At 41.8% G+C, this 14,616-nt stretch carries 9 protein-coding genes; 2 read left to right on the forward strand and 7 right to left on the reverse strand.

Annotation, left to right across the window (positions count from 1 at the left end; translation table 11 throughout):
* Positions 1–6 precede the first annotated feature (6 nt).
* The 7 genes from GFC28_RS07460 to GFC28_RS07495 form a co-directional block, all read right to left on the reverse strand.
* Entirely contained in the window at positions 7–621 is a 615-nt protein-coding gene (locus GFC28_RS07460; protein ID WP_044741994.1) for a hypothetical protein, read from the reverse strand.
* A 6-nt stretch (positions 622–627) separates the two neighbouring features.
* Complete coding sequence (locus GFC28_RS07465) at positions 628–1,314, reverse strand: RHS repeat-associated core domain-containing protein (protein WP_066329378.1); 687 nt, start codon at positions 1,312–1,314, stop codon at positions 628–630.
* Between the two features lie 695 nt (positions 1,315–2,009).
* Positions 2,010–2,198 carry a hypothetical protein gene (locus tag GFC28_RS07475; protein ID WP_156487518.1) on the reverse strand — a complete coding sequence of 63 codons (189 nt, stop codon included), beginning with the start codon at positions 2,196–2,198 and terminating at the stop codon, positions 2,010–2,012.
* A gap of 278 nt (positions 2,199–2,476) precedes the next feature.
* Positions 2,477–2,923: a hypothetical protein gene (locus GFC28_RS07480; protein ID WP_044743687.1), complete on the reverse strand. Its 447-nt coding sequence runs from the start codon at positions 2,921–2,923 to the stop codon at positions 2,477–2,479.
* 49 nt (positions 2,924–2,972) lie between these two features.
* Positions 2,973–8,813 carry a DNRLRE domain-containing protein gene (locus GFC28_RS07485; RefSeq protein WP_066329376.1) on the reverse strand — a complete coding sequence of 1,947 codons (5,841 nt, stop codon included), beginning with the start codon at positions 8,811–8,813 and terminating at the stop codon, positions 2,973–2,975.
* 427 nt (positions 8,814–9,240) lie between these two features.
* Positions 9,241–10,983, reverse strand: a complete 1,743-nt coding sequence (locus GFC28_RS07490) for a methyl-accepting chemotaxis protein (protein WP_044742117.1) — start codon at positions 10,981–10,983, stop codon at positions 9,241–9,243.
* Positions 10,984–11,259: 276 nt separating this feature from the next.
* Positions 11,260–13,158, reverse strand: a complete 1,899-nt coding sequence (locus GFC28_RS07495; protein WP_044742116.1) for a protoglobin domain-containing protein — start codon at positions 13,156–13,158, stop codon at positions 11,260–11,262.
* 244 nt (positions 13,159–13,402) lie between these two features.
* On the opposite strand from GFC28_RS07495, the gene GFC28_RS07500 reads away from it, so the two are divergent.
* Together GFC28_RS07500 and GFC28_RS07505 are read left to right on the forward strand one after the other, a co-directional pair.
* Positions 13,403–13,753 carry a lmo0954 family membrane protein gene (locus GFC28_RS07500; RefSeq protein ID WP_044742115.1) on the forward strand — a complete coding sequence of 117 codons (351 nt, stop codon included), beginning with the start codon at positions 13,403–13,405 and terminating at the stop codon, positions 13,751–13,753.
* A gap of 18 nt (positions 13,754–13,771) precedes the next feature.
* Complete coding sequence (locus GFC28_RS07505; RefSeq protein ID WP_044742114.1) at positions 13,772–14,407, forward strand: PspA/IM30 family protein; 636 nt, start codon at positions 13,772–13,774, stop codon at positions 14,405–14,407.
* Positions 14,408–14,616: the final 209 nt, after the last annotated feature.

The following is a 14,616-nucleotide window of genomic DNA, read 5'->3' on the forward strand; positions in this document are numbered from 1 at the left end:
ATTTCCTCAACTATATGACTCAATGACTTCAACCACTTCAACATATCTGGGTAACTCTTTTATAAATCCACTACTATCCAAATATCTTGCCTCATTTGTAATTAATTCAAAGAACAAACCATCATACCCTATCCAAATATAGGAGGTGGGACTTGTAAAATCAAACTTCGGTATAGCTACTTGTTCGGGAAAAGTCCACTTACGCAGATCAAAGTTTAAGTTACTGGTAAATGTGATGTAATAAGGAAGCGTTGCAATCGCGAAATTATATGTTTGATCTACTACTGTCCGAAGTTCTTCTATATTTTGAGCTTTTACTTTAAAAATAGGAGAGAAGTTCTTTTTCTTATTTTCTATCTGACCCAATTTCAAAATTTGAAAATCTACCCCATGGAATTTAAGATCTTCATCAAAGTCATCAAATGCTTCAAAATAAATATATGTCGGAAATTCATTTTTTAATGTTAAAAAATTGATTAATAGATCCCTAATATTTTCAATGCTGCTGTCATCTTCATTGTAGAGAGAAACTCGATAAACTCGCTCATTGCCCACCTCATTTACGAGCTCATAATGAATATTCGGTTCAGGTTTCATCACTTCAATGCTAATTGCAACCATAGTTTATCACCACACTAGCCTATAGGAATAATTTTCTTCATACAAAGTATATCCACTCGGAATAGACCATCTAAATACGTAATGCACTTTAGGATCATTCATATGGTAATGCCATACTTTTATATTTTTCACTTTTCCTTTCTGTCCTATCTTCCTAAGAGGAATCTTATCGTGATAATCAAGGCTGAAGACTCGCTTATTCCCGTTCTTTTTATCTAAAATGACAACAACAGCACTCGAACTTGAAGTAATTCTATAGCGATCTGTTAAGTTTTTAAATAGTTTCAAAGCAAAATTTCTTATCTTTGTCCCTACATATTGAATAGCTTTAGCACCATATTTCCTAATTAAAGGGGTTGCAAACCTTAGTATAGTACCAACTAAAGCAGCAAAAACCGGATTGTTACCATCTGGATCAACATATATCACCGGGTTATTATTCGCATAAGTATATCCATTTTGAGTGATAGGATTATCCAAATCCCCCGGATACGGATCTCTCGAAAGAAACCTCGCCGTCTCTGGATCGTAATACCTTGCCTGTAGGTAGTACAGCTTCGTTTCCCTATCATAATAGTATCCTGCATATCCTAGCGGTTGTCCAGCCACGGCCGCATTTTCCGAAACTGACAACACTTTGCCCCACGGATCGTAGCTGTAATTCGCGACCGTCGCACCATTTCCATCGACCATCCGCACGACATCGCCGCAGTAGTTCGTGACGTAGTAGAATGTATCGCCATTCGCATTCGTCACCGTATTTGGCTTGCCATTCGCCCATGTGAACGCCCATACGGTTTGGCCGTTGTCGTTCGTGATACGGATTAAGTCCGGGCCATCATAACTATATTCCTCAACCTAGCCTAAATAAAAAACCTCAAGATTTATCAAAACTCTTGAGGCAAATCTTTATTGGTTTATTGTTCCGTGTTGTTAAAATTTTTTGAACTCATAGGTATACGTTATAACTTTTCCTCTGTATAGAGAATCAACACATTGTGTTCATCATCACTATTTTCATTGATTATCATGAATCTATCATATCCAATGGATATATCTCGGGAAACTAGCTTGATTAATTCAATATTTCTATATAGTTCCCCAACTTGTTTAAGCTTTATTTTCTGAAATAACTCCCTTGTAGAAAAGTTTTGTGTGCAAAAAATGAAAAGCAAGTCATTGGTAGGGAGACCAAAAAAATTTTCTTGAACTCATTAATATCTATCGTTTTGTCTATTTTTCTTAAGAGAAGGTGTTTCTGGGGGTGATCAAGTTCTTCCCACCCATTTTCTTTAAATTTCTTTAAAGTTAGCAATTTTGCAATTTTCCCCTCATAATCTGATTCTAGATAGTCTTTAATGTTAGTGAATACATAAACTATTTTCTTCTTAATTTATTAGGTGATTAAAAAGTTCCGAACCGTGTTCCACAAAATCAATCATATATCTATTTTTATCCTTGAGGAAATCATGTAAATCTTGAAATTTGTTTAGGAATAAAGATAGCTTCTCCCCTTCATATCCATAGATGAAATGACGATCACCAATTACTAGAGGCTCTTGTTTTTCGATAAACATTTCTTCTGCCTCCATTATATAAATACAGTTCGGGATGTTAACGTTTGTGTCTCTTTCTGAAAATAATTGACCTTTCATTGATCTACGAAAGGGCGTCCCCTGCTTCCAAAAGGGATTTGTGGAGCGATTGATAGTTAGGTCTGCGTCACCACTTGAAGTGGCGCAGACCTAGCCAAATGCTTATCCCAAACAGTTGAATAGTCAGCGAAAAGCTTTTTGGAGAGCGATATGTTAACCCTTTTAGTTGCATTTATATATTATATCAATTGCACCGTCTATTAATGGTTTTCTAGATATATATACAACAATTCTTGACCATCAGGTGTTTTCAATAATAATTTTCTATATTTACTTAGAATATCACCTATAAGCTTATCATCACACCCAATGCCCAATTTCCTTCCCTCAAATTCCTTTGGCAAAAAGAGAAGATAGAGACCCGCTAAAGTATCCCAAAAATCTTTAATAACAATTGCATTTGCCCTATTTACTCGTTGTTCATTTAAATAAAAAATGCCAGGGTTACTCGGAACTTGTTCGAACCACACAAGCTTTACATCATCGTCTGTTTTAAAAAGTTTTTTGATCGACTCCAACAATTCAACTAATTTACTTTCTTCGGGAGATTCACACGGAAACTCTTTCCATATGATTAAACGTGCTTGATCCCTTATATCTCGTGAAAGTTCAAATAAATCGAGTAACCCTTCCCAAGAGTTCTCCATAAAACCCCCCCTTTCTATAAAAACCATTATAAAAATATCAGATAAATTTCTAGTCCTTGGTCCATAAAACTACGCGTTTATCACCCACATGATAATGTAGCTCCCACTTTCCGCGTTCATAGTGATATTCTAATCTAAAAACCGGCTTGCTAACACCTTTTTTTATAATAGCAATCTGAAATTTAAAACTTTTTGAGTTTGGACCACTAACTCTAATACTATATTTCTTAGCCTCACCTCTTACTTTTTTTAGCCATGGCTTTAAAACTGTATAAGCCGCCAAAGCAACTCTAGGTCCAATTCTTGTAGCGACCTGTCTAATAATTTGTACGGCAGCTGCTATAAGAACAGGATTGTTTCCATCTGGATCAACATACATCACAGGATTATCATTCGTATACGTGTATCCATTTTGTGTTAATGGATTATCTTTATCTCCAGGATACGCATCCCTCGAAATAAACCTCGCCGTCTCCGGATCGTAATACCTTGCCTGTAGGTAGTACAGCTTCGTTTCTCTATCATAATAGTATCCTGCATACCCTAGCGGTTGTCCAGCCACGGCCGCATTTTCCGAAACCGAAAGTACTTTTCCCCATGGATCATAGCTATAATTCGCGACCGTCGTTCCATTTTCATCGACAATGCTGACGACATCGCCGCGGTAGTTCGTCACATAGTAGAACGTGTTACCGTTTTGGTTTGTGACCGTGTTTGGCTTGCCATTCGCCCATGTGAACGCCCATACGGTTTGGCCGTTGTCGTTCGTAATGCGGATTAAGTCCGAGCCGTCATAGTGATAATGGTACGTCACGCCATTGACCGTTTTCGTTTCTCTCAGTCCATCTGGGCGATACGTGAAGCTGACGACCGTGTTGCCGTTTACGTCTTTGACTGAAAGCAGGCGTCCTTCTCCGTCCCATGTGTATTGGTAGCGGTCGTCCTCGAGAAGATTGCCGGCGTCATCATATGTGAACCCTTCGATTTCGTTGGCCGCATTAAACGTCAACGTCTTGCCGTGCGGATTTTTCAAGTTCCCGGACGCGTCATAGTCGTATTGAACCGTATTGCCTTGATACGTCCATGACTTCAAACGGTTGGCGAAATCGTACGTGTACGTATGTGTATGGGTGCCGTCGAAGTAGCTAACAATGTTGTCATCGGCGTCGTATCCGTACACCAGTTTAAGCAAGTCATTGCCGATGATCTGCTGGGTTTGTAAATTTCCCGAATCATCATACGATTGATGCACGGTCGTATTCGCCCATTTGATTCGAGCAGGCTGTCCGCTTTCATTATAGTAGAATTCCGTTTTTTGACCTGTTGACGCGGTCAAAGATGTCAGCCGCCGTAAAATATCATATCCAAACGAAGTCGTGTATGTCGCTCCCCCAACCGTTTCCTTGTAGGACGTCCGCATCCCATTCGTCAAACTGCCGGCCGTATTGTCATACACATTCTCCACTGTATATCCGCCTGGTTCTTGTGCCGTTTGTAACCGACTGTTTTCGTCATAACTAAAGGAATAGGTTTTTCCGTCTGCGAGCGTAATCGCTTTGACGTTTCCTGTACGGTCATAGCTGTACGTATACGCCTTTTGCCCATTGATCCATTTTTCCTGCAGCTGGTTTTTTCGGTCATAGATCAAGCCAATTGAAGAAAGTGCCGTCGCACCTTTTCCTTTTTCAATAAGCTTGACATTCCCTGCCTCATCATAATCATAACGGATAAACTTGCCTAACGGATCGGTTTCTACATTTATCTGATTAATCGCATTATATTCAAACGATGTCACATACCCGCGCGGGTCGATTCGTTTTTTCACATTTCCTTGTGCATCATACTCATAGGATGTGGTAATGTTGTTCGGGTCCGTATCAGAACTTGCGACCAATGTAACGCTTTTGAGACGATCTAAATAATCGTATTGGTAGTTGGTCTTTTTTCCGCTTGGAAGAATCGATGCCGTCTGATTTCCGTTGGCATCATAATTGTATGATGTTGTACGGCCTAATTCATCTGTTTCCGTTTGGACCAAGCTGCCGTCGCTCGTATAGGTTTGGGACGCCGTTGCAGCACGTTCTTCCACCTTCATATTATCAAAATAAACCGTTCCTGTCTGATTTTCATACATAGCATAAACTTTCATTTGCGTAAAATCGACATCCGCGCGCACGGTCTTCTTTACAAATTGCCATTGGTTGCTGAGACGTTCGGATGAATCAAATGGAATATCCACAGCGGTGGAAGTGCCATCAAGCTTTACAAAACGAAGCCGCAATCCAAAAAACCCACCGGAAGCATTGGCCCCAGTTGTGTAGGCCCAACCAGAAATGGTGATCGGCGTTCCTTTTGTTCCTGAAACCTCTACATATTGTCCCACATATCGAGACGTATTCGCTGCACCATTGATTTTCAGAGAATAGCTGCCGCGCCGAACCCTTTCTGTCGTTCTTCCATCATTCGCTCCAAGGCTGTTTAGCTCCCATGTATCGGCTACAGTGCCTGTTCCCCATTCAAAGCCGGCGTTTTCATTGCTGTAATAATCATCAAGAATCGCGCCATATAAAAACTGTACGGCATCAAAATAGACGGTGCCAGCCCCTTTAAACAGCAAATCGACACGAACATACGCTGTATTTGCGGGGAGCTGAACGTAATCAGACAGACGCGTCCAATCATTCGTTCCCGTTAATGCTGAAGAAAGAAACACAATGGATTGTCCTGAGCTATCCTTGATATTTTGCTGGCTGGCATCGAGCGGATAAATTCGGAATTGGGCGCCGGTTCCAGTTACACTTTGCGTTTTGACATATCCTGCGATCGTGTAATTTTTATCTCCTTCATCTGCTTGAACGGGGATGATCTGCGAATAGTAGCCGCCGCTTTCGCTGCCAGTCAGCGTGATTTTAGCCGAATACTTGCCAGCGGCATGATCGCTGCTTCGAGCGTACTGCCCAGCCGTATACCTTCTCCAATTTAATGGGTAACCGCTGGTGTCAACGTACTCAAAACTCGAGTTTGGCAAACGATTATGAGTGACTCGTGTCGGCGATGCCGTACTAAGCACATTTCCGAACCGATCATACGTATTGTAGTCAGTCAATACATAGTTATTAGTAGAAAAAATTAAATTGCTTTGCTCATCATACACATATTGACCATAAGAGCCGTTGCTAAATTGCTCCTTGATCAGATTTGCTTTGTCATCATAATCATTTGTTACTTGCAAATTGTTTGGCGATGAAGCTTCTTTAAGATTTCCTTTCTCATCATATTGAGCCTGATGCGTTACGGAAGGATCTGGATCACCTGTATTTTTATTAGGCTCCATCACTTTTACTATTCGGTTCTTTTCCCATTCATAGATGGTCGTTGCCGGAGCAGTTCCTTGATAGTCTTCGGTAATTTGTGTCACATTGACGGTCGCTTTATTTTGATCAGAATTATTTTTATAATACGTTTTATTGCCTCGCGCATCGGTAAAAATAGTTTCCGTGGCACTCGGGTACGATAGTTCTGAGTAAATAGTAGTAGAGCGAGGGTCAATAAGCTTCGTTACCCGATTGGATGAGTCGTATTGAATTTCGCCTCGGTTTCCGTTCGCGTCTGTAATGCCAATAAGCTGATGATTGGCATTGTAATCAAAAGCAATGGTTTTCTTTTCTGTTCGATTATAGCCGTAAATAATATTGGTTAAGCGATTGGTACCGTTAACTGTTTCATAGGTAAGCACCATCTGCGTACCACGAAAATCAACCACTTTTTCCAGCAATCCGTTAGCGTTATAGCTCAATGAAACTTCTCGTGTTGGCGGTTCGTTTTTATACTGTTCTTTTATTTTTATGACACGATTGGAACTTCCATCAAATTCATAAATAATCGCATTTCCTTTTTCATCCACAATTTTCGTGTTTCTTCCTGACTGATCAAAGTACAAGGTCGTTTCATCTGGACGCTTGATGTAGTATCCATTGGCATCGCTTGTTAACTCTAAATACGTCCCTTCTGGTGCTGAATACGTATCAGACGTATCATGTTGCTGCTTCGCAAAGTGATAGCGAGTTCCTTTATCATCCCGATATTCAATAATAGATTTATCTGGATTAATATAAAGGCTTTGTTGGGCGCTAAACATCCAACCTTTTCCATAAGATCCGGAATAGTTAGAACGGCTGTTATACACTAAATTTAAATGAAATGCATCCGTCTTTCCCGGTAATGATAGAAGGTTAATCTCATATACCATATTTCCGTTGATCACATTCACAACGGCGGTTCCTTCTCCTTGGAATAAATCAGGTGTGTACGTCCAATAATCGGTGATCCCAAGCAGTTCTTTAGGACGAAAGCTGACCACAAGCTTCGGTTTACCAAATGGCGAACCATCCGGATTTACCCACTCTGTTGCACGGAAATATTTGGTTTTAGCAGTTCCTTCTTGACTATCCGCATACTTGACGAGTATCCCGTTATTGGATTGCGTGCCATCATACCAACTCTTCACTAAGTTCGATACATTAAAGTACACATATCCTGTACTTGTCGAACTTTGGGAGTCTTCAGCTGTCGCCAAGAAGCTTGGTTGGGAAGCCCAGGTGACCGTCGTCGTATTATAAGAGCTTGTCACTCGATGAAGATAAATCGGAACATTTGCATTTGAAGTGTATTGATAAAGACCAACGGAAGCTCCTGCGACCTCTCCATTTGGGATAACAGGAAGGGTCCATTTTAATAAAGAACGCGTCTTCCCTATTGTTTGGTCATATCCGACCAATAATTTATCAGTGTTATGATAGCCAGTGGAAGATCCGCTCGCAATGTACGTATCCTGCGCTTGGAACACGTCGATCCAAGGGTCAATGACGACGGGATATACGCGATTCGGATCTTTTAAATACGCTTCATCTGCTGTGACAGTGAGAATAAATCCATCGTCGACAGGTGTCACCTCTTGGGTGACTTGTTCTGACACGTTTCCTTCTTTTGATGAATCGTACATGTATGGGCGCTGGATATAAAATAAAAATTCTCCTGTTTTGGCGTCTGTGAATTCGATGATACCAGACGCTTGCTTCTCAGCCTTTAGCCCTTGAGCTTTAATATGAAATGTAAAACGGTTATTGCCTTGATAGGAATCGAGAATAATATTTTCCTTAACCTTTGTTCCGTCTAAAGTATAATCAAAAGTCACTCCAGGATAGATCTGCTTATATTGGATGCGATCCTTTTGGAGTGTTCCCGCTACATCCTTGATTCCCCTGAATACTTTTGTTGCTGAAGCGTCATCATCCGATAGCTCTACCGCCACTTGATGGCCAGCGATTTCATACGTAAACAATCTTGCTCGGCGATTTTGTTTCGGTTTTTTAGAAAATTTCACCTTAAATTGATTCGCTTTGTTTTCGAATTCCTGCTGTGAGTTTTCAACCAGTGTGTTATCAATATCTACCCATTGGCCGTTTTTCTTAAAGTGAATCGGCTCTGCAAATACTTCTGCGGTATACGTTCCATCCGAATTTTCATAGACCTTCGCTGTTTCCGTCCGGAGAGCTGGGATTTCCTTTTCTTTCGGATAAGGATCATTGGCAGAGACGATATTTTGGTTATCATTCGAAAAGCTTGGAGACCCTGCTTCTGACGTTTCATTAGCAGCATCAGAAGCAGGGATGGAATCCCCCTGTTCGACGTTTGCGGAAGGAGACGACGAAGACCCTTCATTATTGGAAATTGGCGCTTCACCATTCTCTGGAGCTTCTGTCGGAGAAGCGTTCACTGCTGGAGGCGCATTCTCCTCCGCTTGAACAAAAGGAGCAAGCGTTGAAAACATCATTGTAAAAGCAAGCAAATAAGAAATAAATGAATACCACTTAGACTTCCTTTTCCTCATCTGTTGTCACCTCATTCGTTGCTAAACTGAAAAAAATAAAGAAAAAAATCAATGATCAAACAATCAGCCGAATCCCCTCCTTTTTCATCTAAATTTGGGACAATATCATTTTAATCACTTGTACAGAAAAGGAGAATAGGGGAAATTAAATCTATTTTCGTTTATTTTAAGAAAATAGCCCTATATATGGATCTACATACTAAAGATCTCCACTACATTTTCTTAAAATATCGTATCAACTCAAAGACAATAAAAAACAAAACCCTGTTCTATCCCCATACAACGTACCGCGATTGGCTAGAGGCAGCTGTTCAACAAAACTAATAAAAGCCCCCAACCCAAGCTTTAGGCTTGAGTCGGGGGCTAATGGCCATTTTGTTGGGCGCAAGTGCGTGATTCCAAGGAAAGGGCGAGGGTTTCGCTAAATTTATCCTCGGAATTGGCGGATCTGTTCATGCAGCTCATCCGATACCCCATGAATGCGGCGCGCCATCTCGCTAAGTTGCTTAGCAAGCTGCCCTTGATGCTCGACCGATTGGACCATGGTGCTGATCGAGCCGCTGACTTCCCTTGCGGCTGACAACGTGTGCTCTACGGCGGCGGCAATTTCTTCTGTTCCTGCCGACATCTGCTGAGCAATGGCGGATAATTCTTGAACTTCATCTGTGTTTTTCTGCACGTTTGTTACGATGTTGGCAAAAATCGAACGAATTTCCGCCACTTGGCCGCGGCCTGCGTTTGCTTCCTGTTCCCCTTGCTCCATCTGCTGAACGGCTTGTTCGGTGGTTATGCGGAAGCGGTCCATCATCTTTCCGATTGTATCAACGGAGCTTTTTGAATGCTCAGCCAGCTTTCGAACTTCATTGGCCACCACCGCAAATCCGCGGCCGCTTTCTCCAGCACGGGCCGCCTCAATGCTCGCATTCAACGCTAAAAGATTCGTTTGCTCGGAAATACCGCGAATCACATCAAGAATATGGCTGATTTCATCTGTTCCTTCCGATAATTGTTGAATGCAGTTCGCGGTTTCCTTGATTTTGGCATACATGCTTTCCATTTGCTGCATCGCTTGATCAACATGACGATCCCCTGTTTGAACATCGCGATTCATTTCTTCAGCCGATTCAGCAAGCAAAGAGGAAGAGTGAGCGACGCGCTGGATGCCAGTCGCCATTTCTTGAATCGCCGCATTGGATTCCCTCATGCTTTCAAGCTGCTGCTGTGAATAAGAATGAACAATGCCGGCTGTTTTGACCATTTTTTCATTTTGCTCTTCCGTAAAAGCAGCATGCGATTGCAGTTCGCTGGACGCTTGCACCATCCAATCATTGCTATGCTTGATTTTGTCAATCAGAAGAGACATTTGGTCCACCATCGTTTTAAATGAGCGAATTAAAGCAAACAATTCATCGTTTCCTTTGTCCCTAAGCTGGAGGATCTTCTGGTGCGCTTCTCCCAGTTTTCCTGCTGCCATCTGCTCCGATGCAGCTGTTAATAGAGTGAGCGGCCGGAAGCGGCGGCGCAAATATAGGAAGATTCCTGCGCTAATCAGAATCGCCACCATAGCAGACCCGAGAAGAAACGGCCCGCGGATTTGTTCCTTCACCGCAGACATGGTTTGCTCCACATAGTTTGCAGGCAAATCAACACCAAGCACTCCAATCATCTTGCCGTTATGCATAATCGGCGCAAATGCTGATAAATAATCCCCATACTGTTGATCATGGACGATATCCGTATAATCTGTTTTTCCATTTAACGCTCCATCAATGTCTTTTAACGTTGTGGAAGAAGTAGAATCGCCTATGGCCGATGCCACCTCGGAGCCTGGCGGTTGACCGTCAATCATGATGGAGAGTTTTTGTCCATCGACGCGCAACGTATATACGTACAATGCGCCGATTTTTTCCCGAATATCATTCAATTGCTCTCTTAACTGCCAATATGTATCATTCTCGGCTGGCTGCTGCAAAAATGACGCATATTTCTCTGTATCCAGCATGCCGGCAATATTTTTTGCTTGTTCAGCAGCATAGCTCCCTACTGTGCGTTTCGACGCCTGCTGGACAATATACGAAAATACGAAAGCATTCACTAATGTAAGTGCGACAAACGTGCCAGCCATCCATAATGAAAGTCGAGTCGCCAAGCTTCGTTTGATTTGCGGCATTGTGTCATCCCCTTTAAGCTAATCTATGATGAAAATCACCTTTATCATAACAAATGTCGAATATTGTTGAATAGTAGAGGAAGGCACAATAAATTTTTTCCATATGAAAGACGGAAAACATCGTATTGGTAAAGGACTTTGATGAAAAAACACGTCCACAAATGCGCCTTCCGCCGATCGTCCAACAGCTTCACCCTATGATGAAAATAAGGCAAACACCTGCGGCATAGCTTTGCTCAAAAAGCAATAAAGCGAACAACATGCATGCTGTTCGCTTTATTGCAAGCGTTCTCTCGCGATTAAAAATTCATTCCACATCGCCAAAAATAAATCGATCAGCTTCGGATCAAACTGCTTTCCGCGGCCATCCAATAAAATTTCCTTCACTTTTTCAGGCGGAAACGCATCCTTATAAATTCGTTTCGATAACAAAGCATCAAACACATCCACAATGGCCACAATTCGCCCTTCCAGCGGAATGTCTTCTTCCTTTAAACCGTTTGGGTATCCTTCGCCATTCCACCATTCATGATGCGTACGGGCGATGTTGGCCGCCATTTGAATCACCGGCAAGTCCAAATTGGCCAAAATCTGATGTCCAATTAAAACATGCGTTTTCATTGATTCCCATTCTTCCTTCGTCAACTTGCCGGGTTTATTTAAAATATAGTCGGGGATGCCCACCTTGCCAATATCATGAAATTTCGCAGCAATTTCGATCTGGGAAACAAATTGTTCATCGCAGCCAGCTAAACGAGCGAGCATGCCTGACAGCCTGCCAATCCGATGAACATGGTTCTTCGTATCGTCATCGCGATACTCCGCCAATTGCAGCAGCCGCTCCAGCGTGTCAAACATGACTTTCGATTCTTTTGTCACATCCTGAATCACCAAAAGCGCACGCGAAAGCTCAAAAATTTTGGTTTGCGGCAAAGAGCGGATTTTATAATAACTAGTCCCTTGGTCGTTGCGAAGTGTCACAAGCAGCGGCTCATCTGTCTGCTCCAGAATAGGGCAGCCTGAGCAAGGAACGGTTCGATTGTGCAGCAGCTCGTAGCATCTTCGGCCAATCGGATTTTCTTCATGAATTCCAAGCGTGCGCAAGAGGCGCCGCATTTTATCATCAATCCATGTCAGCCTTCCAAAATCAATCGTGCTAATCTCATAAGCATAAATATCAAGAAAATCAAAATCGCGCAAAAATAAATAGGGACGAATAATTTCACTCATAATCGCCAATGTAAACTTGGAAAATCGTTCAAAGGAATGAATATATTGGACAATATGCCGATCATGCAAATACTCCTTTGTCAGAAATACTTTTTTCAGCGCTTCGCATACCGATTCAGCCGCAATATGGAACAAGCTTTCCGGATATCCCCGTTCAATGATCAGGCGGCTCCAATCCCGAATAATTAGAAAATACGATTCAAGGTCTTCATACACCTTTTCTTGAAAAAATTGCAGCAAAAAATTGCGAATATACACTAAATACTTATCTTTCGCGATAAAGCTGTAATAAGGCTCGCTCCCTAAGCGATAGGTAAAGGCATGATCAAACTGGTCGATAATGCTGTCAATGCAAAAAGAAATATAGCCGCTAAACTGCTCCAAATGCTTCAAGTCTGTTTTGGTAAACCCGTTCATTTGCCGTAGCCGCTCCAGCTCCCAGCGCAGCGGATGAGCAGCTTTGTCCACTTCCGAAGCCTTGTATGCTTCAAGCGTCAGCTGCATATCGAATGAAAAAATCGCCTGGATCGTCAGCAAAATGGTTGTCGCTTGTTCTGGAAGCACCTGTGAAATATATTTGTATAAAATATCAGCATAGCGAGTATATGTAGCTAAATACCAAGATAAACTAAGCCCGATTCGCGAATGGACTTGTCCGATCGTGTAGCGCTTCTGAATATAGCCATCATCAATGGTCGCCTCAAAGCATTCGCGCAAATATCGCCTTTGTGTTTCTTTTAATCTCTCAAACGTCGAATGCTGCTGAATCAGCTCGCGCAAAACTTCTAGCTTTTTGATTTCATCGTACAGCTCATTCACCACCGGTTCGACGAGATCAAATAGGATATTTCGATATTCATATACATATTGCAGCTTTTCCTCCGTCACTCCTGTATAGTATAACTGCTTCATTCTCTCTTTATCTGTCGTTCGTATTCTTTGCATGTTATAAAATCCCCCCGGATTCCAAAAAATCCCCCTATAGATGATTATAATATACTTTTCCTTTAAAAGGTTTTTAATTTATTCTGAATTTTTTCTGCATGCTCATAAATTTGCTTTCTTTCATTCAACAACAGCGACCGTATATCAAAATACATCTCAGGTCTTAGCCAAAAATATAACTCTGGAGCATGATGGAAAAAGAAAAAGAAAGCTAAGATAAAGACAAGAAAGGAGGAGATGAACCATGTTGAGAAAAATCGGGCTGCTGCTAGCTGGAGGAATTGCGGCCATTGTCCTGTTCGCCAACGTAGGACCGCTCGTCGGCTTCGCGCTCAGTCTTGTCATTCTTTATTACACGTTCAAACAATTTTTAAAAGCAAAATCGGCAGGTTCAAAGATTGGCTGGGCGCTGCTTGGCCTGATCGCCTTATCCATCAGTGTGGCGAATGCCCCAGCCATCGCTGCCATTGTCGCAGCATATGTTCTGTATGTTGTTTATAAAAACTGGAACAAGTCTTCGCATACACCGAAAGAAACAGAAGATCCATTTGCGAATTTTGAAAAACAATGGAATGAACTGCAAAAAAATTATTAATCAAGGGAGTGAAGAAATATGAGTTTATTTTCTCGCATAAAAAATGTGATTGCTGCTGATCTCCATGAGCTGCTTGATGAAAAAGAAAAGAAAAATCCGATTGCGATGTTAAATCAATATTTGCGCCAATGCGAACAAGAAACAGAAAAGGTTCGTCAGTTCATTGAACGTCAGTACTTATTAAAAGAAGAATTTTTGCGTGAGTACCATCATGCCAAGCAGTTGGCGGATAAGCGCCAAAAGCAAGCGGAAATCGCTTCTAAAGCCGGGGAAACAGAATTATTTGAATTTGCCGCTCAAGAGCATACACAATATGAAGAGCGAGCTGCGCAGTTAAAGCATTCCTATGAAAACGTGCAGCAACATTTAATGGAGCTTGAAAAAAAATATGAAGAAATGAAGCATAAACTAAAGGATATGCATATTAGACGGATGGAATTAATGGGCCGGGAAAACCTCGCGCATGCCCACTATCGCATCAATCAAGTTCTAGATGCAAATCGCTATTCGAGCAAGTCCGTCCCCGTGTTTTCGGACATTGAATCATACTTAGAGCGCTTGGAGCAGCAAGTCCATTCATCCTATTACCGAAATACGATTGATGCGCGAATCGCACAATTGGAAAAACAGCTTGAAACGGAAAACAACCACTAATGGAATGGCAGCGGGACTCCTTGCAAAAAATAAAGGACAGTCCGGAAAAAAAGTGGTATGCTAAAGGGCGTAGGCAGCTGCGCCTTTTCGCTTTTTTCCATTGTTCCCTTTACATCTTTACATGGAAGCGAAGGAGCATGCGGCCGCTTTTCTGCCTAGTACCGGCATAGACGAGCAATCTCTTTCCAGAAACAAAACCGTCTATTTGC

The organism is Anoxybacillus sp. B2M1, assembly GCF_001634265.1.
Taxonomy (GTDB): domain Bacteria; phylum Bacillota; class Bacilli; order Bacillales; family Anoxybacillaceae; genus Anoxybacteroides; species Anoxybacteroides rupiense.

What these genes read in the sequence shown, in the direction of transcription:
- GFC28_RS07500 (WP_044742115.1), top strand. Translation starts at nt 13,403, where the DNA reads ATGTTGAGAAAAATCGGGCTGCTGCTAGCTGGAGGAATTGCGGCCATT.
- GFC28_RS07475 (WP_156487518.1), bottom strand. Translation starts at nt 2,198, where the DNA reads ATGTTTATCGAAAAACAAGAGCCTCTAGTAATTGGTGATCGTCATTTC.
- GFC28_RS07480 (WP_044743687.1), bottom strand. Translation starts at nt 2,923, where the DNA reads ATGGAGAACTCTTGGGAAGGGTTACTCGATTTATTTGAACTTTCACGA.
- GFC28_RS07505 (WP_044742114.1), top strand. Translation starts at nt 13,772, where the DNA reads ATGAGTTTATTTTCTCGCATAAAAAATGTGATTGCTGCTGATCTCCAT.
- GFC28_RS07495 (WP_044742116.1), bottom strand. Translation starts at nt 13,158, where the DNA reads ATGCAAAGAATACGAACGACAGATAAAGAGAGAATGAAGCAGTTATAC.
- GFC28_RS07460 (WP_044741994.1), bottom strand. Translation starts at nt 621, where the DNA reads ATGGTTGCAATTAGCATTGAAGTGATGAAACCTGAACCGAATATTCAT.
- GFC28_RS07490 (WP_044742117.1), bottom strand. Translation starts at nt 10,983, where the DNA reads ATGCCGCAAATCAAACGAAGCTTGGCGACTCGACTTTCATTATGGATG.
- GFC28_RS07485 (WP_066329376.1), bottom strand. Translation starts at nt 8,813, where the DNA reads ATGAGGAAAAGGAAGTCTAAGTGGTATTCATTTATTTCTTATTTGCTT.
- GFC28_RS07465 (WP_066329378.1), bottom strand. Translation starts at nt 1,314, where the DNA reads ATGGTCGATGGAAATGGTGCGACGGTCGCGAATTACAGCTACGATCCG.